This is a genomic window from Streptomyces sp. NPDC015032 (assembly GCF_043080425.1).
GTDB lineage: Bacteria > Actinomycetota > Actinomycetes > Streptomycetales > Streptomycetaceae > Streptomyces.
Map to the genome: position 1 here is coordinate 575,496 of NZ_JBIBVN010000001.1, position 21,430 is coordinate 596,925.

The 21,430-nt window shown below is 69.0% G+C and carries 19 protein-coding genes and 3 pseudogenes; 8 read left to right on the forward strand and 14 right to left on the reverse strand.

Annotation, left to right across the window (positions count from 1 at the left end):
• Positions 1 to 89: 89 nt before the first annotated feature.
• Positions 90 to 662, forward strand: a complete 573-nt coding sequence (locus tag ACF08M_RS02585; RefSeq protein WP_392183386.1) for a GNAT family N-acetyltransferase — start codon at positions 90 to 92, stop codon at positions 660 to 662.
• Positions 663 to 951: 289 nt separating this feature from the next.
• Here the strand turns inward: ACF08M_RS02585 and ACF08M_RS02590 are convergent, their stop codons facing one another.
• On the reverse strand, positions 952 to 1,518 hold the full coding sequence (locus ACF08M_RS02590) for a GNAT family N-acetyltransferase (protein WP_392183387.1): 567 nt from the start codon (positions 1,516 to 1,518) through the stop codon (positions 952 to 954).
• 251 nt (positions 1,519 to 1,769) lie between these two features.
• Entirely contained in the window at positions 1,770 to 3,020 is a 1,251-nt protein-coding gene (locus ACF08M_RS02595) for an FAD-dependent monooxygenase (RefSeq protein ID WP_392183388.1), read from the reverse strand.
• Between the two features lie 78 nt (positions 3,021 to 3,098).
• Between ACF08M_RS02595 and ACF08M_RS02600 the strand changes: the two genes are divergently transcribed.
• Positions 3,099 to 3,791, forward strand: a complete 693-nt coding sequence (locus ACF08M_RS02600) for a TetR/AcrR family transcriptional regulator C-terminal domain-containing protein (RefSeq protein ID WP_392183389.1) — start codon at positions 3,099 to 3,101, stop codon at positions 3,789 to 3,791.
• A 43-nt stretch (positions 3,792 to 3,834) separates the two neighbouring features.
• Here ACF08M_RS02600 and ACF08M_RS02605 read toward each other — a convergent pair.
• Positions 3,835 to 4,068, reverse strand: a pseudogene (locus tag ACF08M_RS02605) (IS30 family transposase); the annotation flags it as partial.
• Positions 4,058 to 4,810, reverse strand: a complete 753-nt coding sequence (locus ACF08M_RS02610) for a glycosyltransferase (RefSeq protein ID WP_392183448.1) — start codon at positions 4,808 to 4,810, stop codon at positions 4,058 to 4,060. The gene ACF08M_RS02610 and the pseudogene ACF08M_RS02605, both read right to left, overlap by 11 nt.
• A 71-nt stretch (positions 4,811 to 4,881) precedes the next feature.
• Here ACF08M_RS02610 and ACF08M_RS02615 point away from each other — a divergent pair, with 71 nt between their 5' ends.
• Together ACF08M_RS02615 and ACF08M_RS02620 are read left to right on the forward strand one after the other, a co-directional pair.
• Positions 4,882 to 6,510 carry an IS200/IS605 family accessory protein TnpB-related protein gene (locus tag ACF08M_RS02615; RefSeq protein ID WP_392183449.1) on the forward strand — a complete coding sequence of 543 codons (1,629 nt, stop codon included), beginning with the start codon at positions 4,882 to 4,884 and terminating at the stop codon, positions 6,508 to 6,510.
• Between the two features lie 241 nt (positions 6,511 to 6,751).
• Positions 6,752 to 6,931 (forward strand): annotated as a pseudogene (locus ACF08M_RS02620) (LysR family transcriptional regulator); the annotation flags it as partial.
• On the opposite strand, the gene def reads toward ACF08M_RS02620, so the two are convergent.
• Positions 6,906 to 7,568 carry a peptide deformylase gene (def, locus tag ACF08M_RS02625; protein WP_392183390.1) on the reverse strand — a complete coding sequence of 221 codons (663 nt, stop codon included), beginning with the start codon at positions 7,566 to 7,568 and terminating at the stop codon, positions 6,906 to 6,908. The pseudogene ACF08M_RS02620 and the gene def overlap by 26 nt on opposite strands.
• 110 nt (positions 7,569 to 7,678) lie before the next feature.
• Between def and ACF08M_RS02630 the strand changes: the two genes are divergently transcribed.
• The gene (locus ACF08M_RS02630; protein ID WP_392183391.1) at positions 7,679 to 8,260 is read left to right on the forward strand and encodes a winged helix-turn-helix domain-containing protein; all 582 of its coding nucleotides are present in this window, start codon (positions 7,679 to 7,681) and stop codon (positions 8,258 to 8,260) included.
• A gap of 1,049 nt (positions 8,261 to 9,309) precedes the next feature.
• Here the strand turns inward: ACF08M_RS02630 and ACF08M_RS02635 are convergent.
• A complete protein-coding gene (locus ACF08M_RS02635) occupies positions 9,310 to 9,966 on the reverse strand; it encodes a hypothetical protein (RefSeq protein ID WP_392183392.1) in 657 nt (218 codons plus the stop codon).
• Between the two features lie 414 nt (positions 9,967 to 10,380).
• On the opposite strand from ACF08M_RS02635, the gene ACF08M_RS02640 reads away from it, so the two are divergent.
• Positions 10,381 to 11,484, forward strand: a complete 1,104-nt coding sequence (locus tag ACF08M_RS02640; protein WP_392183393.1) for a GNAT family N-acetyltransferase — start codon at positions 10,381 to 10,383, stop codon at positions 11,482 to 11,484.
• An 85-nt stretch (positions 11,485 to 11,569) separates the two neighbouring features.
• Here the strand turns inward: ACF08M_RS02640 and ACF08M_RS02645 are convergent, their stop codons facing one another.
• Both ACF08M_RS02645 and ACF08M_RS02650 read right to left on the reverse strand, forming a co-directional pair.
• Positions 11,570 to 12,904 (reverse strand): NAD-dependent succinate-semialdehyde dehydrogenase, encoded by a 1,335-nt coding sequence (locus ACF08M_RS02645; protein ID WP_383724697.1) that lies wholly within the window; start codon positions 12,902 to 12,904, stop codon positions 11,570 to 11,572.
• Between the two features lie 88 nt (positions 12,905 to 12,992).
• Positions 12,993 to 13,892, reverse strand: coding sequence for a zinc-binding dehydrogenase (locus ACF08M_RS02650; RefSeq protein WP_392183394.1), 900 nt, complete (start codon positions 13,890 to 13,892; stop codon positions 12,993 to 12,995).
• 8 nt (positions 13,893 to 13,900) lie between these two features.
• On the opposite strand from ACF08M_RS02650, the pseudogene ACF08M_RS02655 reads away from it, so the two are divergent.
• Positions 13,901 to 14,476 (forward strand): annotated as a pseudogene (locus ACF08M_RS02655) (IS3 family transposase); the annotation flags it as partial.
• 381 nt (positions 14,477 to 14,857) lie between these two features.
• Here the strand turns inward: ACF08M_RS02655 and ACF08M_RS02660 are convergent.
• The 6 genes from ACF08M_RS02660 to ACF08M_RS02685 all read right to left on the reverse strand — a co-directional run bounded on the left by ACF08M_RS02660 (position 14,858) and on the right by ACF08M_RS02685 (position 20,812).
• Positions 14,858 to 15,388, reverse strand: coding sequence for a hypothetical protein (locus ACF08M_RS02660; RefSeq protein WP_392183395.1), 531 nt, complete (start codon positions 15,386 to 15,388; stop codon positions 14,858 to 14,860).
• The gene (locus tag ACF08M_RS02665; protein ID WP_392183396.1) at positions 15,385 to 16,836 is read right to left on the reverse strand and encodes a sensor histidine kinase; all 1,452 of its coding nucleotides are present in this window, start codon (positions 16,834 to 16,836) and stop codon (positions 15,385 to 15,387) included. Before ACF08M_RS02665 ends, ACF08M_RS02660 begins: the two co-directional genes overlap by 4 nt.
• Positions 16,833 to 17,531 carry a response regulator gene (locus tag ACF08M_RS02670; protein ID WP_392183450.1) on the reverse strand — a complete coding sequence of 233 codons (699 nt, stop codon included), beginning with the start codon at positions 17,529 to 17,531 and terminating at the stop codon, positions 16,833 to 16,835. Before ACF08M_RS02670 ends, ACF08M_RS02665 begins: the two co-directional genes overlap by 4 nt.
• Before the next feature lie 97 nt (positions 17,532 to 17,628).
• Entirely contained in the window at positions 17,629 to 18,807 is a 1,179-nt protein-coding gene (locus ACF08M_RS02675; protein WP_392183397.1) for an acyltransferase family protein, read from the reverse strand.
• 11 nt (positions 18,808 to 18,818) lie between these two features.
• Entirely contained in the window at positions 18,819 to 19,661 is an 843-nt protein-coding gene (locus tag ACF08M_RS02680) for an SGNH hydrolase domain-containing protein (protein WP_392183398.1), read from the reverse strand.
• 299 nt (positions 19,662 to 19,960) lie between these two features.
• Positions 19,961 to 20,812: a LysR family transcriptional regulator gene (locus ACF08M_RS02685; RefSeq protein ID WP_392183399.1), complete on the reverse strand. Its 852-nt coding sequence runs from the start codon at positions 20,810 to 20,812 to the stop codon at positions 19,961 to 19,963.
• Positions 20,813 to 20,893: 81 nt separating this feature from the next.
• On the opposite strand from ACF08M_RS02685, the gene ACF08M_RS02690 reads away from it, so the two are divergent.
• Positions 20,894 to 21,388 carry a cupin domain-containing protein gene (locus ACF08M_RS02690; RefSeq protein WP_392183400.1) on the forward strand — a complete coding sequence of 165 codons (495 nt, stop codon included), beginning with the start codon at positions 20,894 to 20,896 and terminating at the stop codon, positions 21,386 to 21,388.
• Positions 21,389 to 21,430: the final 42 nt, after the last annotated feature.

The following is a 21,430-nucleotide window of genomic DNA, read 5'->3' on the forward strand; positions in this document are numbered from 1 at the left end:
AGGACTCCCCCAGAGTGCCCCTCGGGGCGCCGCCCCGGAACCCCTGCTGCCACGTGGACCGGCAGGTGCCGGGCCCGTACAGTGTGCCGATGGACCACCACGATCTCCGCTCCGCCGGCCCCGAGGCCGGCCCGCTCCTGCTCAGGCCTTGGCTGCCCGCAGACCTGCCGGCCCTGATCGAGGCCTACCGCGATCCCGCGATGCGGGCCATGCTGGCCTCCCAGGTCACGGACGAGGCGGAGGCGCGGCTCTGGCTGCGGGTGCAGCAGGAGGGCCGGGAAGCCGGTACCCGCTTCAGTTTCGCGGTGGTCGATCGCGATCGCAGTGACGAGCTGGTCGGCCAGGTGGTGCTCAAGTACCCCGCCCCGGGCTCCGGCAGCGCGGAGGTCGGGTACTGGACAGTGGCATCGGCGCGCGGCCGCGGGGTCGCGCCCCAGGCGCTCGGGGCGCTCACCGACTGGGCGTTCGAGGCGTTCGCCGGGGACGGGCTCGTGCAGCTGAACCTGCTGCATCAGATGGACAACGAGGCGTCCTGCCGGGTCGCGGAGAAGAGCGGTTACGGCTTCGCGGAGATTCTTCCGGCGCGGCCGCCGTGGCCGCTCGACGGGCACCGGCATGTGCGGGTGCGTACCGGTCGCCCCCGGCAGCCGCTCCGTCCGTAGCCGCCCCGTCCCCGGGCTGCTCCGTCCGTAGCCGCCCCGTCCCCGGGCTGCTCCGTCCGTAGCCGTTCCGTCCCCGGGCTGCTCCGTCCGCAGCCGTTCCGTCCCCGGGCTGCTCCGTCCGCAGCCGTTCCGTCCCCGAGCCGCTCCGTCCGCAGCCGTTCCGTCCCCGAGCCGCTCCGTCCGCAGCCGTTCCGTCCCCGAGCCGCTCCGTCCGTAGCCGCCCGGTCCCCGGGCCGCCGGGCGACCGCCCGCGCAGCTCGTCCGGGGATCGACGGGCCCCGGACGGACCTCACGCCGTCAACGACGAACCGTCGTACAGGATCCGCTGGAACAGCCGGTGGTCGCGCCAGTCGCCGTTGATGTGCAGGAAGCGCGGGGCCAGTCCGTACTCCTCGAAGCCGCACTTGGCGAGCACCCGCTGCGACGCCACGTTGTCCAGCGCCGTCCCCGCCTCGATCCGGTGCAGGCCCAGCCCGTCCCTGGCCACCTCGCAGACCCGCTGCACGGCGGCCGTGGCCAGACCACGGCCCGTGTACTCGACATCGATCCAGTAGCCGAGAATCGCGCTGCGGGACGGCCCGAGCACCATGCCGGTGAGGTTGAACCCACCCACCGCGCGGTCCTGTTCATCGGCGAGCACCCACGGCATCGCCCGGCCCGCCTCCCGGTCCGCGAGCATTCCGCCCAGCCGCTCCTGCTGCCCCCGCTCGGTGTAGAAGGAGTCGGGCCGCTCGGGCTCCCAGGGCCGCATGTACACCCGGCTGCGGGTCAGGGCCTCGGCGAGGGAGGCGGCGTCGGCCGGGGCGGCGGGACGGAGCCGTACCTCCGCGTCGATCCGGTGTATGCCATCGATCATCCGATCACGCTACATTCCCGTGCAGATGCGCTGGTACATCCACCGCGGAGTGGCCTGTCCAGGCACCGCCACACCGACTGCCGCGCCGGGGCTGCGACAGCTACGCGACCCGCACACGGATGAAGGTGATGACGACTGCGGGCAGGAGTGAGCGGCAGGAGTCGACAGGGCGCTGATCACTCTGCGGACCAGTGCCTTCCTTCTTGTCGTGCTACTCGCAACGGCCATCGGCCCCCGATGTCTGACCGCTTTCAGACGGCGCTGATCGTCGCCGGGTTCTCGGGGAGCTGCCAGCTGCCGCCGCGGTCCTCCTTCGCAAGGCGCGCGGCGAGACCGGGAACGTGCAGAAAGCAGGCCAGTGCGGTGGCGGCCTGGAAGGCGTCGATCGCACGCTGGGTCATCGGCATGCCCAGGCGCAGGAGACGCGGATTCACTTCGCCCTGGATCTCGTCGACGAAGGGCCGCAGCACGCGGTCGTAGTTTGCCAGTGCGGTCGGCAGGTCGCCCTGGTGCCGGCTGATCTCGCCCGCCAGGACGTAGGCGCCCACCAGGCCGCCGGAGATGCCCATGCCGCTGTACGGGGAAGCACAGTGGGCGGCGTCGCCGGCGAGGACCACGCGGCCCTGGGACCAGGTGTCGGTTCGGACCTGGACGATCTCCTGGGAGTAGAAGAAGGGGCTCGTCCGCATGCCGTCGATGAAGCGCTCGGTCTGCCACCCCGCGTCGCGGAACCTGCCGGCCCAGAACTCCCGCTGGCGCTCGACGGGCTCCCGGTGGACCGCCGAGGCCTCCTCGGACTCCTCCCGCATCACGAAGTACACCTGGGTCTCGGCCGGGTTGTGGCTGCGGCGCATGATCTGACGGCCTCCCGGGACCATGTAGGTGTCCCGGATGTTGCTGTCGGACGCTGTGCGCGGCATGAACCAGTAGGCCATGTGGATGCCGATCCGCCAGTACGGGTCGAAGTCCGCGGGGAGGATCGCCCGACGGATGCGCGATCCCTGCCCGTCCGCGCCGACCAGGAGGTCGAACTCGCCGGAGGAGCCGTCGGAGAAGTGCGCGACGACCTTCTGTCCGTCCTGTTCGAAGCCGTCCACGCTCACGCCGAAGATGCACTCGGTGTCGTCCTTGGTGGCGTCGTGCAGGATGCGTACCAGGTCACCGCGCATGATCTCGTACTCGGACGTGAGGCTCTGCCGGCCGCGGCCGGAGGTGTTGGCCATGATCGTCGCCCTGGCCCTGCCGCGCGCGTCGACGAAGGCGACACCCGCCTCGTCCACCAGCTTGCCGCGGACAGCGTCCAGCAGCCCCATCCGCTCGACGGCCTCGATGCCCTGCCCGCGGAGGTCGACCTGCGCCCCGGTGGCCCGCAGCGCCGGAAAGCGTTCGGCGACGGTCACCCTGTGGCCGCCCCGCGTGAGCCAGAAAGCCAGCGCCTGGCCTGCTATCCCGCCGCCGACAACAAGGACCCGAAGGGGGCGCGCTCCCGATCCGTAGGCCATGCCTATCACCCCAAAAAATCTATCAGTGAATGATTCCTCTTCAGAGTCATCTCATCTATCAGTGATAGATTTGTCAACGTGACCAAGGTGAACCGGGAGATCGTCGTCTCCGAAGCGCTCGACCTGCTCGACGAGGTCGGGCTGGACACGGTCAGCACACGGCGGCTGGCAAAGCGGCTGGGCGTCGAACAGCCCTCGCTCTACTGGTACTTCCGCACCAAGAAGGACCTCCTCGCGGCCATGGCGGAGGCGGCGATGGCACCGCATGCGGCCGCCCCGCTGCCGATGCCCGACGACGACTGGGGCGACTGGTTCCTGGACAACACGCGGAGCTTCCGGCGCACCCTGCTGATGCACCGGGACGGCGCACGCCTCCACGCAGGCAGCACCCCTGCGGGCGACCTCGATCGGATCCGCCGCAAGATGGACTTCCTGGTCACCTCGGGAGTGCCTGAGCGGGACGCGCAGATGGCGATGCTGGCTGCCGGCCGATTCACGGTCGGCAGCGTCCTGGAGGAACAGGCGGACGCCGGCTCCGGCGACGACTCGGATCCGCAGGCGGACATGCCTGTGATCGACCACGAGTCGGCATTCGAGGCCGGTCTGACCCTCATCCTGGGCGGCCTGGTGCACCGCACTGCGATGCGGGCCGCCTCCCTGTCGGCAAACGATGGCGAGCCCAAGCGGTCACCGCATCACCGCTGTTCAGGAGGTCAGCGTAGACCTCTGCCGGAGTCCGGTGGCCATGGAACGTGCGCGGACGGTGGTTGAGCTCGTGGGCGATGGCGTCCACAGCGGCCTGGTTGAACGTGCGAAGGTCCGCGCCCTTGGGCAGGTACTGCCGAAGCAGCCGGTTGGCGTTCTCGTTGGTGCCGCGCTGCCACGGGCTGCGCGGCTTGCAGAGGTGGATCGGCATCCCACTCTCGGCGGTGATCGCCTGGTGCTCGGCCATTTCCCGGCCTCGGTCCCAGGTGAGCGTCCGCCGCAGCTGGGGCGGGATGCCGAGGAGACTCCTGGTGAGGTGCGGAGTGACCTGCTCAGCCTTGATGCCATCCGGTAGCGCAACGACGGCCGTGCAGCGTCCACTGTTCGATGAGGTCGAGTGGTGGCAGTTGGGACAGTTCGGCGTCGGCGGTGCGCATGGCGGCGGCGTACTGCGGGGTGCCGAGCACGGCCGTGATGGCTTCGGCGATCTCGACGCGCGTCGCCGTGAGGTCCAGCGCGCGCCCGAGGTCGCGCCGGGCGAACGCGGTGGCGTTGTCGGGCTGGTCGGCGAGAATGCCCATGACCAAGACGGGCGTTGCGCCCTGCACCGCGTCGAGCAGGGATGCCCGGCCGCCGTGCGTGACGAACAGGTCGGCGTGGCGCAGGAGCGCGGTTGCGGGACGTGTTCGACGACCTTGATGCGGGGGTCGGTGCTTCGCGAGGTTGCCCGCGGACACGATCGCGTCGCAGTCGATTGCGGAGAGCGCGGCCATGATCTCCCGGTATGCACTTCCCACGACGGTACGCAGATCGGTCATTGCGGTGGTCAAGGTGCCGAGGCTCACGTAGACGAGCGGACGGGAGGAGGGAGAGCGGGCCGCCAGCCACCTGGGCAGGACGGTTCGGAATTCGGCGACGGTGCGTCGGACCGCGCGCGCCGAGAGCGGCGGAGCCGGGTAGAACCACGCGACGGGCGCGGGGGTGTGGACTGCTGTTGGTTTGCTGCGTTGAAGTGGGTTGTGGTGAGCAGGGGTGGGTGCTGGCGGTGGGTTCGTGGGGTGGGAACGGGGGTTCTGGGGTCGAATGGGTGACCTTTGCGGTTGGTGCTCGTTGGGCTGGGTGGTGGGTGTCCGGTCTTGTGGGAGGGGGTGTTGTGGTGGGTGGTGTGCGGGAGTTGGCGGCGCCGTTCGTGGTGGCCGGGCCGTGCGGGGTGGCGGTTCGGGACCGTCTCAAGCACCTCACGCCCCGGGACGAGGAGGTTCTGCGTGCGGTCGGTGAGCACCAGGGCCGTCTGGCTTCCCGTGATCTGAAGGCCCGTTGTGCGGACGGTCTGGAGCACAGTGCGCAGACCTGGGCGTCACGCAAGCGGGACCTGACCGGGGTGTCGTCGTCGCGGATCGCCGGTGCGATCACCAAGGCCACCCATGACCAGTGGGCACTGGCCCGGCGCTGCCAGGCGGCGCACGTCCAGACGCTGGAGGCCGGGATCGGGACGCTGCGGCACCGCCTGTCCCTCCCTATCGGCGCGCCGGGAACGAAGCGGGCCCCGGGTGGTTACCGGTCCAGGGGTGAGTGGTTCCACAAGTCCCGCCGCCTCGCGGCGCTGGAAGCCCGGCATGATGCTGCGGTCCGTGACCGGCAGGCCGGACGCGTCCGGGTCGTACGGGGCGGCAAACGCCTCCTCAACACCCGCCACCACCTCCCCCAGGCCCACCTCACCGAGGAGCAGTGGCGGGAGCGCTGGGAGGCGGAACGCTGGTTTCTTGCCGCGGACGGTGAGTCCGGGAAGCGGTTCGGGAACGAGACCATCCGCGTCACCCCGGACGGCGAAGTATCGATCAAGCTGCCCGCCCCGCTCTCCCACCTGGCCAACGCCAAGAACGGCCGGTACACCCTCACCTCGACCGTAAGGTTTGCGCACCGGGGCGTGGAGTGGGCCGACCGCATCACCACGAACCGGGCCGTCGCCTACCGCATCCACCTCGACACCGACCGCAGCCGCTGGTACCTCACCGCATCCTGGCAACGCCCCGCCGTCCAGACGATCCCACTGGCCACCGCCCGCGCCCGGGGCATGATCGGCGTCGACACCAACGCCGACCACTTCGCCGCCTACCACCTCGACCCACACGGCAACCCCACCGGCGAGCCCCGGCACTTCCCCTACAACCTGTCCGGCACCGCCGCTCACCGCGATGCCCAGATCCGCCACGCACTGACCCGCCTGATCAACTGGGCCAAGCAGGCCGGTGTTGCCGCGATCGGCATCGAGGACCTCGACTTCACCACCGAGAAGACCCGCGAGAAACACGGCCGCAGGAAACGGTTCAGGCAGCTGATCTCCGGCATCCCGACCGGGAAGCTCAAGGCCCGGCTCGTCTCCATGGCCGCCGAACAGGGCCTGAGCATCGTCGCGGTCGACCCCGCCTACACCAGCATCTGGGGTGCCCAGCACTGGCAGAAACCACTGACCACCCCCAAACGAAAGATGTCCCGTCACGATGCCGCCGGCATCGCGATCGGACGACGCGCCCTCGGACACCCGGTCCGGCGTCGGACGGCACCGCCCCCACACGACCGGAGAGATCGTGCGGGGCATCGGACCGCCCAGGCCAGGCCAGGCACCCGAGGACGTGAGGGAACCCGCCCACCCGCCACGGACCACGCCCCCAAAGACGTGCCGCCGAACGGGACGAGAAAGCGGCAACCCAGCGCATCCAACACCGTTCGGGACGCGCCCAGCACACATGACTGGGTCCAGGACCCACTCATGCACACTGGCTAGGAACGGTATCGGCTCAGCGGTATAAGGCCACAGACACTCCAAAGTCTTCGTCGATGTAGGACGTGGTGATCTGATCACGTCGCAACCAATTGCTCTCGGTCGCCAGTTGTCGCCCTGGTCGTTGTCCCTGTCGCTGTGGGCCGCGTGGGCGCGGGTGTTCCCCTGCGACGCCGGGCAGTGCTGTGACCGGGAAGGTTTGCCGGGCGTCGCGAGCCGGTGAACCTTCCCTGTCACCGAAGCCGCCCGAGCCCTCGGCATTCACCAATCGACACTGACAACCCAGATCAACCGGCTCGAAAAGGACCTGGGCCGAACCCTGATCGAACGCGCTGAACGGGGCCGCAGAATGCGGCCCACGCCCTTCGGAAGAAAAGTGGCCGCTGCCGCCAAGCGTCTCATTGGCCCAGGCGGGCGGCCTTGATCGCGCGTTGGGCGAAGACCTCCTCCCGGCGGTCTTCCATCTGCCGCAACGCGTCCTTGCGGTCCCGTTTGGAGAGCCGGTCAAGATACGTGTGGCCCACGAGGTGATCGGTCTCGTGCTGCAGACACCGGGCAAAGTACCCCAGCCCCTCGATGACGAGAGGGTTGCCATCCTTGTCGACCCCACGGGCGACAGCACGATCGGCGCGGGGGACCGCCATGCCCGCACCGGGCACGGACAGACATCCCTCGTAGTCGTCAACGAGTCGGCGACTACTCGGATCGGGCAGGTCCAGGACGGGGTTGATGATGTGGCCGACATGCCGGATTCCATAGTCGTCCGGGCAGTCGTACACGAATAGGCGCAGGTCAAGGCCAACTTGGTTGGCAGCCAGGCCGGCGCCGTCGGCCACATACATGCTTACGAACATGTCGTCGATCAACGCCGACAACTCCGGAGTCCCGAACTCGGTCACCTCCCGGCACGGACGGCTCAGCACCTGCTCACCGACCACCGTGACCCTGCGAACCGAACCCCGTCCCGCCTCCGGCGGCAGAGCCGGATAGGTATCCACCGGGCGGCCTTGCACACGGACTCGTCGGTCGACGGAACGGGACCGCTCGTCACGAACAGACATGGCTGTCTCCTTTTTGCGCACGCCACAGATGCCGCGGAGGCCACCGCGGCTGATGCCTTCAGCCGTACTGCTGCTTGCGAAGTTCTTTGCAAAGTAGCAGACTTTGCAAAGTGACTGAAGATGACGTCAACACCCCGGACGACCAGGCAGCCAGCACCGGCGAAGAACTGCGCCGGCACGAAGTCCGCACGGCCCTGCTGGACCTGCTGGCCGAAGTCGGCACCGTCACAGCGACCGAAGCCGCCTCCCGACTGGGCTACAGCTCCGGCCTCTGCTCATTTCACCTACGGCAGCTCGCACGTCACGGATACATCGAAGAGGCCCCCCACAGCGGGGGCCGCGCACGGCCCTGGCGTCTGAAGCAGCACACCCCCGCTGCCGACGGTCCCATGGCGGAGGAGCAGTTCGGCGATCTGGCCCGCGGGCTGGAGGACGAAAGCTGGCAGCGATGGCTGACCCAGCGGGATGAAGCGCCGTCCGAATGGCGCCATGACGAAGCCTTCAGCGCCGTCGCCTACCTGACACCCGAAGAGATGAGCCGAGTCGCGAACGTGATCCGACGGGCGCTCGCGCCCTACCAGGACCGCGAACAACGCCCCCTGGCCCGGCCCGACGGAGCTCGACCGGTGGCCCTCATCACCCGACTGTTTCCCCTGCTTCCTCACACAGCAGACGACGCGGACCAGGACTGAGGAGCCGTCAGCCTTTTGCACCCGCCTGAGGAAATGACACGAAGCTGAGACAACAGGCAGGCAACACGACGTCATAGTTCGCAGTTCCCGCGTTGCACCCTTCGTCCCCTTCGGCGGGGAACCCGTTGCGTGCACTGCTGACTGCCCAGCCTGACATCCTCGGCGAGAACCGCCGATGCCCCGGTCCGCGTCTCCGGGGACGCCCCCGACTCCTCAAGATCTGCCAGTGCGGCCCGGCCGCGATCCGACGCTCCCAGCCGGTCTCGTACGATCTGTGCGACGGCGGCCCCAGCCTGCTCGCCCATGCTGGTCGCTGTTCCCGTGATCACAGCTGCCAGGACCCCGACAGCGGCCGCAGCGAGTTCATCCGCTCCCATGACGCCCCCGAATCACCCGGCCACCAGGCAACTGCCCCTGTTCCCTCATCATGCCAGCGAGACACCGGATCACATCCAACTCCTCACTGTTAGCTGAAGGTTGCACAGTCGTCGAGTGGGTGGTGCGGGTGACTGAGGGCAGGATTGCCGCAGTCGAGGGCAACCCCGGCGGACCGCAGCGAACGCCCCCGGCCCGCCTCGGTGCTGGTGACAGGACGGCTGCCGCATGAGCACCTGTGACAAGCCGAATGCCTCATCGGTGACAACTGGGCTGCCTCGACCGGTCCTGTCCGCCGGTTCAGACGGCTTTGCCGGTGACAACTCACACGCTTCGGCTCAGCTGCCGAGGCCAGGGCGTTCCAGTGCCGCGGAGGACCGATGCGGGCAGTGCGCGCAGGCGGTGCCGATGAACGCACGGTCTGCCGCAGCGACGTCACGACCGGTGAGAGGTGCGGCCGCGGCCAGCGATACCGAAGAGAGCCAGGGCGTCCAACGAAACCGCCGCAAAGCCCTGTTCAGGACGTTGCGCTGGTCTCTGCGTAGTGAGGGTCAGGTCGCATAGATGCCGAGACGTCTCCTCAAGCACCTTCTTGGCTTCGGTATTTCGGGGGGTCGACCGCAAGCAGACGAGCGGCCGCGTTCATCGAGCGCAGCCGCTCAGTGTTCTCGGCATCAGCAGGAAGAGGCCCCGGTCGGGGTCTGCAGGTCGTATCGGACGATGCTCGCGTTGTCCTTGAACGAGATCCCCACGTTCCCGAGGGCGCCGCTCTCCTCGTACTGCGACCAGCTGATGGTCTTGATGTCGCCGGGCCCCACCCGCTTGCCGAGCGACATGATCACCAGAAGCCCGGTGCACGAGGAGGAGGAACTGCCGCCGCCGGAGGGCGGGTTCGCCTTGACCAGCGCTGAGCCGTCAACGGTGAACTGCTGCCGGTCGACCGTCTCCACCGTGTAGCCCTGCTTCAACTTCGCCCCGTCCATGACGGTGGTGAAGAAGACGTCGAAATAGCCGACGTGGACGGTCACCGGCTCACAGAGCTTCGGCGGCCCGCCGAACTCGATGGGCAGGTAGCCGGTCACGCTGCGCCCACGCAGATTGCTGTCCAGCCAGTCCTTGTCACCCCGGACGCAGGAAGGCGTGGGGGACGGAGGCGCCGCGGGGGTGGCCGCGATGGAGGCAGACGGACTCACCGACGTGGACGAGGGGGCGCCCGGGGCGGCGGCGTCGCCGCTGTCACCACTGCCGCAGCCGGAGAGGCCGAGTGTTCCCGACAGGGCGGCGAACAGGGCGATGGCCCGTAACAGTGACGGTCCCGCCTGGTCTGTCATCCATCCATGCTGACCGAACGGCACAGGCGAGTCAACGGCGCCCACGCCCCCGCAAGACGTATATCGAGGCCCGGGACATCGTGGTGACCCTGGCCGTGGACACGAGCGCGTCCGGATCGCCCGGCGCACCGTTACGGCCGGCGGCACCGGTCGGGCCCGGGGATGCCGACGGCCCGGACGGTGTTGGTCCTGGGGTCGTAGCCGTGCGGGTTCTCGGCCGGGACTGCGGAAGCTGCGGCGACCCGCACACGGATGACGAGACGGGCAGTGACGACGAAGACGGACAGCCGCGGTGGCTCTGTACGCGAAGAAGGGGTTCTGGCTCAGCTTCCGTGCAGCGGTTACTGTGCGCGATGAAGGCGACATGATCTGCGCATCGACGATGGGCAGTAATCCCGAAGCTATGGTGCAGCGATGAGCAACAACTCCCTCCTCGGCCGCGCTGTCCGTCTCGTTCCGCTGTCCGTCGATCGTGCAGAGGCGTTGTTCCCCTCAGCGTCGGATCCTGAGGTCTGGCGTTGGATGCCCCGGCCTCGACCAGGCTCCGTGATAGAGACGCGGGAGATGATCAGGCAGATGTTGGCGGATCGGGCGAGGAGATGCTTCGCCGTCCAGCGCCTCACGGACGAGACAGTGATCGGCTCGACCAGCCTGTATGAGCTTGACCTCGCGGAGAGTCGTGCGGAGATTGGTGCGACTTGGTTCGACCGTTCTTGTTGGGGCGGTCCCTACAATGCCGAATCCAAGCTTCTGCTGTTGGCCCACGCCTTCGACGATCTGGGCCTTGCTCGAATTGCCTTGCGAACCGACAACCTGAACGTGCGGTCCCAGCAGGCGATGACGCGGCTGGGGCTGGTCTATGAAGGGACGTTGCGCAGTCACATGGTGCGTCAAGACGGTACGCGTCCAGGTCCGCGAACCCCCGCGTGGAAGCAACCGAGAGCCGGCCCGCCATGGCTCACCCCGGGGCCACGAGGAAACACTCACACCCACAAAAGTAGGGTCACCCTTACCTGCCTGGCAGCTTCTGCACAGGGCCCCGGACAACCGACGAGCGAGGGGAGAAACCCCTGGGCGGACCCGCCCGTGACGGCCGGCCGTACCCGCCACTGGGGCACCCTGTGCCTGCTGCCGAGGGCATGTGGCCCACCAGGGCTCCTCCTGGCAGCAGCGGAAGTTCCGCCGGTACCAGAACATGCTCGGCGCCGCCGTGCAACTGCCCCTCTGCCCCGACCTGGGCTTCCCTCCCCAACGACGTACTCACCGTGCCGCCTGCGACGGCCGGCGGCCCGTGGCGCTCCTCGGTCGCAGGGGCTTCGGGCACCGTGCGCTGTGCGACCGCCATCCGCAGTGTCCCCGGACGGTACGGAATGCCCGAACCTGTCACCGGGCGCCTCGGCGGTCCTGGCCGAGTACAGGCAGGTCTCCCGTGCCACGGCATTGCCGGGCGACGGCCGGCTCCGTGATGGAGCGCCGCGTCCCACCGGGGCGGGGCATCTGGTGGGGTGGTGGGCCTGAGGGCTGGAGGCAGATGCGCGGGTAGCCCTGCGCCCCGGCAATCACCGGTGGTCCGTCTGATCACAACCCCCGGCCCCGCCGCTGCCTACGCCACCGTGCGGATGAGCTTCTTGTTGACGAACTCCTCGATGCCCGGGCGGCCCAGCTCGCGGCCGAAGCCGGAGCGCTTGATGCCGCCGAAGGGCAGCTCGGCGCCCTCGGCGCCGACGCCGTTGATGAACACCATGCCGGCCTCGATGCCGTCGGCGACGCGGGTGGCCTGTGCGGGGTCCGTGGTGAAGACGTACGAGCCGAGACCGTACGGGGTGTCGTTGGCGATCCGCAGCGCGTCCTGTTCGTCGGCCGCCCGGAAGACCATGGCGACCGGGCCGAAGAGCTCCTGGCGCGCCGCGGCGTGCTCGGTGGTGAGTCCGGTGAGGACGCCGGCCGGGAAGTGGGCGCCGCTGCGTTCGCCCTCGGTGTGCAGCGTCGCGCCTTCCGCGACGGCGGCGGCCACCTGGCGCTCCAGGGTGTCGGCCGCGGCGACCGAGGACAGGGGAGCCCCCGACTGGCGGGCAAGGAGCTGGGCGGTGAACTTCTCCACGAACGTTTCGTAGAGACCGGACGTGACGACGAACCGCTTGGCGGCGTTGCAGGCCTGGCCGGTGTTGTCGAGGCGGGCTGACACGGCGGCGTCCACGACGGAGTCGAGGTCGTCGGTGGACAGCACGATGAACGGGTCGGAGCCGCCGAGTTCGAGGACGACCTTCTTCAGGTGCCGCCCGGCGATCTCGGCGACGGCGGCACCGGCCCGTTCCGAGCCGGTCAAGGACACGCCGTGGACCCGCGGGTCGGCGATCACCTCGGCGATCTGCTCATTGGTGGCGTACACGTTGACGTACGCGCCGACGGGGAAGCCTGCCTCGGCGACCAGCCGCTCCAGCAGCGCGGCGGTGGCCGGGCACTGCGGGGCGTGCTTGAGGACGATGGTGTTGCCCAGGGCGAGGTTCGGGGCGGCGAACCGGGCGACCTGGTAGGCGGGGAAGTTCCACGGCATGATGCCGAGCAGAACACCCACCGGGCTGCGCCGGATGACGGCACGGCCGGGGCCGGAGGTGACGGGAAGCTCCTCGTCGGCGAGGAACTCCTCGGCATGGTCGGCGTAGTAGTGGTAGATGTCGATGCAGAAGTCGATCTCGCCCTCCGCTTCGTCGAGCGGCTTGCCCATCTCGCGCACGATGCTCGCCGCCAGTTCGGCACGGTGCTCGGCGTGCAGATCCCCCAGGCGGCGCAGGAGCGCGGCGCGCTCGGCCACTGAAGTGCTTCGTCCCCAGGCGGTGGCCGCGTGGGCGGCGTCGACGGCCGCGGTCACCTCGGCGTCGGTGGCGGTCGGGTAGGTATGTGTGGTCGTACCGGTGGCGGGGTCGGTGACGGCGTACATCAGGTCTCCAGGAAGTGAGGGGGACGTAAGGGCAGTGGGCCGTGCCGGCCTCGCGTCCAGTGTGCCGCGAGGCCGGCGTCGCGGAGTCCTACGGTTCGAGGATGGTGCGGGCCCCGACGGCGGACTTGAGGTCCTCGAAGGCGGCGGCCGCCTCATCGAGCGGGCGGACCTTGCCGATCAGCTCGTCCAGCGGCAGCCGGCCGGCCAGGTAGAGGCGGGCCAGCTTCGGGATGTCGATCGCGCCGACGCTGGAGCCGTAGTTACAGCCGAGGATGCGCTTGCCCTGGTCGGCGAGGTCGAAGAGGTTGAACGCGCCCATCGCGTCGGTGGCGGCCATGCCGACCAGGACGGCCGCCCCGCCGGAGGTAAGCATGCCCGGGAGGGTTTCGATGACCTTCGGGCTGCCGATGGCCTCGAAGGCGTAGTCGGCCCCGCCGAGTTCCTCCTGGCACCAGGCGGCCACGTCGGTCGTGGCGGCGTCGAGCGTGTGGGTCGCTCCGAAGCGTTCGGCGGCGGCCAGGCGCTCGGGCGAGAGGTCGACGGCGATGATGGGGTCGGCCCCCACCAGACGCAGGCCCATCACCACGGACAGGCCCACCCCTCCGGCGCCGACGACGACCGCGGACTCGCCGGGCCGCACGCCGGCGGTGTTCATGGCCGCGCCGATGCCGGTGGAGATGGAACAGCCCAAGAGGGCTCCGATGCCGAACGGCAGCTCGTCGGGGACCTTGACCGCCGCTGATTCCGGGACGACGACCCGGCTGGTGAACGCGCCGAGGCCCAGGTAGGGCCAGACCTCCTCGCCCTGGGCGTCGGTGATGGGTGTCGTGCCGTCGGGCAGGGTGTTCGCCACGGCCTGGGTGCCGGTGCACAGCCAGGCCATGCCGGCCAGGCACTTGCGGCAGCGGCGGCAGGGCGCGAACCAGGAGAGGACGACGTGGTCACCCGCCTTCACCGCGCTGACGCCTTCGCCCACGTCCGTGACCACACCGGGGCCGTGGGAAGAACGCCAAGGCTGGGCCGCCTGTCCATGATGATCTGGTGCGGCGGGACTTCACCGCAGCCGGGCCGAACCGGTTGTGGCTGACGGACATCACCGAGCACGCAACCGGCGAGGGGAAGCTGTATCTGTGTGCCGTCAAGGACGTGTACTCCAGCCGCATCGTGGGCTATTCCATCGACGCCCGGATGCAGTCCAGCCTCGCGGTGAGAGCCCTTGAATCCGCGGTGGCCCGTCGCGGCCAGGTCGCGGGATGCACTGTTCATTCCGATCGCGGGTCGCAGTTCCGCTCACGGAAGTTCGTGTCCGTTCTCGCACGTCACCACCTGGTCGGCTCCATGGGCCGGGTCGGTGCGGCCGGCGACAACGCGGCAATGGAGTGCTTCTTCGCGCTGCTGCAGAAGAACGTCCTCGACCGCCGTACCTGGGCCACCCGCCAGGAGCTGCGGATCGCGATCGTCACCTGGATCGAACGCACCTACCATCGACGCCGGCGTCAGAGACGCCTGGCCCGATTGACCCCCGTCGAGTACGAGACCATCATGACCCCAGCCGCAGCCCTGGCTGCATAAACCCCGCTGTCACCCAACCCTGCAGCAGGCCCCTCCTACATGGCGAGGGCGAGTGCACCCGGCCCGCAACGAGTCGAATCACGTGAAGCAACATCTTGATTCTCCGCGAGCCCTTTAGGTGGTCCACAGGACTACGCGATGCGGTTTCGCCTAGTAATGGAAACAGAGCGACAGGTGTCCAGATCGGGGGCCATCACGCCCACCCAGCGCCCGGAACGTCCCGGCGCAGCGGTTGCATCAGCGACGAATGGACCGAGGTAGCCGAAACGCGCCCCGCTCACATCGTCGTCCACAGCTCCAACGACTCGACCGAAGCCATTTCCGTGTGGCCCCGGCCGTGTGCAACCAGTTCATCTGCGGGGCAGCGCGGCACGCTCTGAGTCAACGGGCCGGCACGGAAACGACATTGCCTGCCGCGTCGCACCGCACGGTCCAAGCCGTCGAGTAGCCCGCCTCATGGACTCGTACGTCCACGTCGGGGGGGTGCTTGCCGCCGGGTACCTCGGCGTTGGCCGTCGTGCAGATGATCTGGCTGAGGCCGAGGCCGCCACCGGTCATGTTCGCCACGGGCACCGGGAGGAACAGGTCCACAGCGCCATCGGCAGTCCGGGCGGTCAGGCGCCCGTGGATCGGGGGCACCTCGGTGATCAGGCCACGGGCTCGTTCGGCCGTGTCGGGGCCCTTGAGGAGGAGGTCGAGGGCCTGTTGCGGGGTCACGGGGGCACTCACTTCGCGGAGCACGGCCTGGATGCCGTACGGGCCGACGAAGTAGAGGTGGGCATAGTGGGACAGGGAATCCGCCCACAGACCGGAGGCCGGGGCGCCAGCCGGTACCGGGCCGGTGGAACCTACGCCGCAGCCCGTCGACAAGGCCACCAACAGGGTAACAAGCCAGGCGAGTTGGCGCTTCATGACATGTCCTCCTGTGAGGGCCTGTACGGAAGGGTCACGGTGAAAACCGCGCCGCCGTCCGAGAGGTTGGCGGCGACGAGGGTGCCGTGGTGGAGACGTACGTTCTCCATCGCGATGGCAAGTCCGAGGCCGCTGCCTTCGGAGCGGGTCCGCGCGGCATCCGCCTTATAGAAGCGGTCGAAGATGTGCGGCAGGACGTCGTCCGGGATGCCGGGGCCGCGGTCGGCGACCTTGATTACGACGGCCTCCCGGGTGGTGGTCGCCCGGACGGTGACGGGCGCGGCGCCGTGCCGCAGCGCGTTGCCGATCAGGTTGGCGAGGACGACGTCGATGCGACGTGCGTCGACCCGGATGCGTGGATCGTCCTCGGGAAGCTCGGTGATCACCTCGCCCGGTTCCCGCCAGCCACGCAGTTGAAGCGTCTTGTGAATGATGGTGCGCAGGCTCACGTCGTCCAGGTGCAGGACCGCCGCGCCCGCGTCGAAGCGGGAGACCTCCATCAGGTCCTCGACCATGCCGGCCAGCTTGCGGGTCTCGTCGTTGATGAGGAGGACCGCGCCGACGGTGCCCGAGGGCAGCGTGCCGGAGCGGGCGTCCTCGTCGAGGGCATCGGTGACGGCGACCATCGCGGCGAGCGGGGTGCGCAGCTCGTGCGAGACGTCGGCGACGAACCGGCGGGCGTTTGCTTCCATACGCCGCAGTTCGGCGTCGTCTCGCTCCAACGTGGCGGCCATAGTGTTGAACGTGCCGGTCAACGCGGCAAGTTCGTCCTTGCCTACGACGTCCAGGCGTGTGTCCAGGGCACCCGACGTGATCTTCTCGGCCGCCGTACGCAGCTGTCGTACCGGCCGCAGCACCCGGCGGGCAGCAAACAGGGCAGGGGCGACGGCGAGGGCGAGCGCGGGGACAGCCCCCGTCCAGGCCGCGGTGATCAGCGTGGAGATGTCGGCCTGTTCGCCGTGCAGCGAGAGGTCTGCGTAGAGGACGAGCTCTGGCGGTTTCCCCGCCCTTTCGCCCCGGCCGGTGTAGCTCACAGGCATGCCGATGAGCAGCCGGGGTCCTGTGGTGTGCCCCACGCGCTCGTAGAAGGTGGTGTCGCCGCCCTTTGCCGCGGCGCGCAGAGCGCTGCTGATCTGGCCCGCGGTGCCGATGAGCGGGCCGCCGTCGCGGGAGACGGCCGTGTGCCAGCGGCGCGAGCCTGAGGCGCGGTCCAGTTGGCGCGCGAAGGTCCGCAGGTCCGTGTCGGTGGGGTTGGGCGGCAGGTTGGGGAGGAGCGAGTTGACCTGGAGGCGCAGGTCGTGGACGGTGTTGTTCTGGGTGCGGTCCAGGATCGCATTGCGGGCCTGGCGGAAGGTGAGCGCGGCGGTGATGAGCGCGCTGAGCGCGGCGACGAGGAGGAAGGCGACGACCAGGCGCGGGCCCAGGCCGCGGGGGAGCGCCAGTCTCATGCGGGCAGCGGGCCGAAGCGGTAGCCGAAGCCGCGCACGGTCTGGACGTACACGGGGTGGCGCGAGTCCTCCTCGATCTTGGCGCGCAGCCGCATCACGCAGGCGTCCACCAGACGGACGTCCCCGTAGTAGCTGTGCTCCCAGATGTCCTCGAGCAACTGCTGGCGGCTGAAGGTCCGCGCCGGTGCCGCGCTGAGAAAGAGCAGCAGCTTCAACTCGGATGCAGCGAGCGGTAGTTCCTCGCCGCGCTTGCGAACAGTGAGCGCGCAGCGGTCGATCTCCAGATCGCCCACGGTGGTGGGCCCGGCATCTGCGCCGGTGTTGGCCTGGTCGGGCGCGATGCGGCGCAGCACCGCGCGCATACGGGCCTCTATGACCGCTGCGCTCGCGGGCTTGACGACATAATCGTCGGCGCCCGCCTCCAGGCCGATCACAACGTCGATGTCGTCACCGCGTGCGGACAGGATCACGATCGGTAGGCGGCTGATCTCGCGGATGCGGCGGCACACCTCCAGGCCGCTCATGCCGGGTAGCATCAGGTCTAGGAGCACGAGGTCAGGCTTGACGGCGGTCAGCGCATCCAGACCATCTTCACCGGTGCCGACCGCCTCGGTCTCGTGCCCGTTGCGGGACAGGCCCAGGACGACACCGCGGCGCACGGCCGGATCGTCTTCGATCAACAGGACGCGGGTCATGGACAAGGCCTCTTCCACAGAGAATACGGTAATCCGGCATTGCCGGAGATATCAGGTAGTCGCCCACTGTACGGCCAGCCGCTGGCCGTGGCGTCACTCATCTCAACTGGCTGATGTCGACGGTGCCCGCACCTGGTATCGGTGCGGGGACTGCCGCCCACAGCACGACCCCGATGAGAGCCAGGGCCGCGACCACGCCCAGGCCCCGCCGGCCGCATGCCCAACCCGAGCGGAACCGCACCGGATCCTCGACGAGCCGTTTCGTCGCCACAGCGGCTACCAGCGACACCGCGATCGCGACAACGGTGCCGCCCCAGTCCCCGAGCCCGGAAAGCCGGGGCAACAGCAGTAGATACACCGGCCAGTGCCACAGATACAGGCTGTAGGAGATCTCACCCAGTCGACGCGGCAGACGGCTGCCCACGATCCGGGCCGCATGGGTGCCCGGTACCTGGGCCATGAGGACGATCAGTGCTGCCCCGGCCAGAGAGTGCAGGAATAGACCGCCCTGGAAGAGCAGCGGCGCCTTTTCGCCCTCGGTCACCGCCCACGCCACAACGAGCGCGCATGCCAGGACCAGGCACACCAGGTCAGCTGCGCGGCGTGGCACCCGGCGCGCGAGACCGCGTACCGGTGCGGTGGCCACGAGCGCCCCGAGCAGCAGGGCAGCGGCGCGGGTGTCGGTGCCCTCGTAGGCGCGGGTGGTATCCACCGCGACACCGAGCCAGAGGGTCAGTACGAGGGACACCATGGCTCCCATCCCGGCGAGCAGAGCCGTGATCCGCTCGCCGTACTGGCCCTGGGCTACCACAGCTATCACCACCGGCCAGGCCAGATAGAACTGCCACTCCACGCCGATGCTCCACAGGTGGGCGAAGACCCGGGTGTCGGAGGCGTTCCAGTATCCGATCTGTTCGGTGATGTAGTGCCAGTTGACGGCCTGGGCCCCGACCCAAGGCATGTCGTCAAGCGCGAAGCGCAGTTGGGACGAGGTGCCCCAGACCCATGTCACCGATACGGTCACGACCACCACGCAGACCAGGGCGGGCAGCAGGCGACGGGCACGGCGGGCCCAGAACTCGGCCAGGGCGATCCGGCCGCGCCCCGCCGTCTCACCAAGCAGTAGCCCAGTGATCAGGAACCCGGACAGCACAAAGAACAGGTCGACGCCGAAGAAGCCGCCGCGCAGATGCCCGGCGTGGAAGAGCAACACGGCCGCAACCGCGAACCCGCGCAGCCCGTCGAGGGCCGCGACGTGCGTACGACGCTCAGGCATGTGCCGCTCCCTCAGCTGTCGCACTTGAGCTTGGCGTACTGGTCATCGCTGGTCCACGAGCCCTTGGCCCATGTGTCCACGCGTGCGGGCGTGAAGCCCTCCAACTTGCCGAGCTCCGTGGCAAACCAGGCGGCGAAGACGGCCGCCCCCTGCTGGCAGTTGTGGATTCCGTCTGAGGCGCGCTGTGCGTTTTCTGCCGAGGCATCGGTGCCCCACAATTGCGCGGCGTCAAGGAACACCGCCGCGCCGCCGCTGTTGTTGGCGACCCCCATGGCTGCCTGAGGAGCGGTACGCATTTGCGACGCGTGCTGCTTGTAGAAATCATCGATTTTGATGGGCGGGGCCGGAACGAACACCGTCGTGGCCCCGGCGTCCTCGGCCGTCTTGACGAGCTTCTCGTAGGCGGCGCGCTGCTGATCCTGGCTTCCCCAGTCGTACGTGGTGATCTGGTAGGCGACCACGGTGGGCTGGAACGACTCAACGTTCTCAGCCAGTTGCTTCCACGTGTCGGCAGCGATCATCTTCGTGATCTCCTCACTGCCGGCGACGACCGTGCCCCCGCCCTGTGAAGAAGCGTCCTTGAACTCCACGCCGTCAGCTTTCAGGGCGGCACCCAGAGCGGGGGCTTCGGCGCCAGCGATGGAGTCGCCCACCCACAGCACCTTCGTACCAGTGTTCTTCGCCTCGCTCGCCGACTTGCTGTTCCCCTCTGCCCGGACGCCGGTGCCCTGATCACCGCACCCAGCCAAGGCGATACCGAGCGCGACGGCCGCAGCCACCATGGTCAGGGCGTAGTGGGAAGAACGACGGGACGTATGCCGATACGGGAAACGGGACCTGCGGTTGCTGTTCATTCACCCAGCAGAACAGCCCAGATGCCGCCTACTGCCCGCCGTCATCGTTTGATCATAGAGCGGACAACAATCGCTCATGAAGGATAGAGGCCAGCGTATCCGCAGGCCGGTCGGTCTCACCACGGCTCCGAGGCCCCGGCCACACTGGCGGCCGGGCAGTGGTTGGCCAGCTGCCGACGGAAAGACGCGATGACGTGGCTTTGTTCTAGGGGCAGCAGATGTCTGCTACTTCGGGAGGCAGTGCCGAGGGCCGCAGCGTTCGCATTGTTCACGGGATGCGGCAGCACCAGTTGCAGCTCTCAGTTGCGGTACGCGGCTGTCGCGATCTCGATGAAAGATCGGATCAAGGGGTTGGTGTCACCTTCGTTCCACACCGCCACCACTCGGCTCGGCGCCATGTCGGTCAGCGGTACCACGGCCAGCTCCGCGGGCAGGTCGTGTCCGAGCGGGGCCAGGCCGACCGTGCCGTTCCACAGCACGGCCTGCAGGCATTCCTGGACTGCGCGCACCACGGGGCCCTCGCGCGGCCTGCCGCCGTTCCAGTACGACTGCCAGATGGGGTCGGTGCCCTGCGGAAACTGGAACCAGCGGCGGTCGCTCAGCTCAGCCAGCCGCAGCCGGTCGCAGCGGGCCAGCGGATCGTCGGCGCGCAGGACCACGCCGACCGGATCGGTTCGCAGCGCACGCATCGTCAGGGTGGTCTCGTCGAACGGCGCCCGGGTGAGGGCGACATCGACCAGTCCGGCGCGCAGCCCGCACGTCGGGTCGGTCAGATCGGTGTCGCGGATGCGGATGTCGATGCCGGGGTGGCGTTGTCGGTAGGCGGCGGCCAGCCTGGATACTCCCGGGTCGGTGCCGTCGCCCAGGATGCCGACGGTGAGGGTCGCGACGCCGGCCGCCGCGCTCACACGTACCCGGACGCGGTCGGCATGGTCGAGTAGGGCCCGCGCCTCGTCGAGCAGCACCCTGCCCACCGGAGTGAGCGCGACGCCGGTGGGCGAGCGGGCGAAGAGCAGGGCCCCGACGTCGGCTTCCAACTGCTTGATCGCCCGGCTCAGCGGCGGCTGACTCATGTGCAGTCGGGTGGCGGCCCGGCCGAAGTGGAGTTCCTCGGCGACCGCCACGAAGTAGCGCAAGGTTCGTAGCTCCACGCTGCAACGATACCCACGAGGTATCGCTGCTGCGGGATGGGTCTTGGACACCGGCAGGGCCCCGGCGGTGCACTGGTGAGCATGACCGAAGAAGCGAAGACCAGCGAGCCGCAGACCGACCCCGCCGTATCGGTGGTGGGTCCCGGCGACGGCGAGACGATCGTTCTGGGCACCACGCGCATGCGTGTCCTGGAGGACGGCAGCCACACCGGGCACCGCCTCGCGATCGCCGAGTCCGTCCTCGCCCCGCGCACCCAGGGACCGCCGCAGCACCGCCACGCCCAACACGACGAGGGTTTCTACGTCCTCTCCGGCACCGTGCGGTTCACCGTTGGGGACGAGGACCACGACGCCACCACGGGCACGCTCGTGATCGTTCCGCCAGGCACCCCGCACACCTTTGCCAACCCGACCGACCAGCCCGCCGTCATGCTCAGCACATTCACCCCCGACCTGTACGTGCAGTACTTCCGAGACCTCCAGGAGGCGCTCACCGGCGGCCGGCCGTTGACGCGACAGGCCAACATCGATGCGATGAGCCGCTACGCAACCGAGCCCGCCACCGACCTCGCCTGAAGCCGAAGGGACGGAACGGCCCAGCCACATCTGACGCCGCGC

Bases quoted from the DNA above. Each gene is read 5' to 3' on its own strand.
- ACF08M_RS02680 (WP_392183398.1), bottom strand. From the start codon at position 19,661: ATGAACAGCAACCGCAGGTCCCGTTTCCCGTATCGGCATACGTCCCGT.
- ACF08M_RS02585 (WP_392183386.1), top strand. From the start codon at position 90: ATGGACCACCACGATCTCCGCTCCGCCGGCCCCGAGGCCGGCCCGCTC.
- ACF08M_RS02590 (WP_392183387.1), bottom strand. From the start codon at position 1,518: ATGATCGATGGCATACACCGGATCGACGCGGAGGTACGGCTCCGTCCC.
- ACF08M_RS02640 (WP_392183393.1), top strand. From the start codon at position 10,381: ATGAGCAACAACTCCCTCCTCGGCCGCGCTGTCCGTCTCGTTCCGCTG.
- ACF08M_RS02670 (WP_392183450.1), bottom strand. From the start codon at position 17,531: ATGACCCGCGTCCTGTTGATCGAAGACGATCCGGCCGTGCGCCGCGGT.
- ACF08M_RS02660 (WP_392183395.1), bottom strand. From the start codon at position 15,388: ATGAAGCGCCAACTCGCCTGGCTTGTTACCCTGTTGGTGGCCTTGTCG.
- ACF08M_RS02595 (WP_392183388.1), bottom strand. From the start codon at position 3,020: ATGGCCTACGGATCGGGAGCGCGCCCCCTTCGGGTCCTTGTTGTCGGC.
- ACF08M_RS02645 (WP_383724697.1), bottom strand. From the start codon at position 12,904: ATGTACGCCGTCACCGACCCCGCCACCGGTACGACCACACATACCTAC.
- ACF08M_RS02665 (WP_392183396.1), bottom strand. From the start codon at position 16,836: ATGAGACTGGCGCTCCCCCGCGGCCTGGGCCCGCGCCTGGTCGTCGCC.
- ACF08M_RS02675 (WP_392183397.1), bottom strand. From the start codon at position 18,807: ATGCCTGAGCGTCGTACGCACGTCGCGGCCCTCGACGGGCTGCGCGGG.
- ACF08M_RS02635 (WP_392183392.1), bottom strand. From the start codon at position 9,966: ATGACAGACCAGGCGGGACCGTCACTGTTACGGGCCATCGCCCTGTTC.
- ACF08M_RS02690 (WP_392183400.1), top strand. From the start codon at position 20,894: ATGACCGAAGAAGCGAAGACCAGCGAGCCGCAGACCGACCCCGCCGTA.
- def (WP_392183390.1), bottom strand. From the start codon at position 7,568: ATGTCTGTTCGTGACGAGCGGTCCCGTTCCGTCGACCGACGAGTCCGT.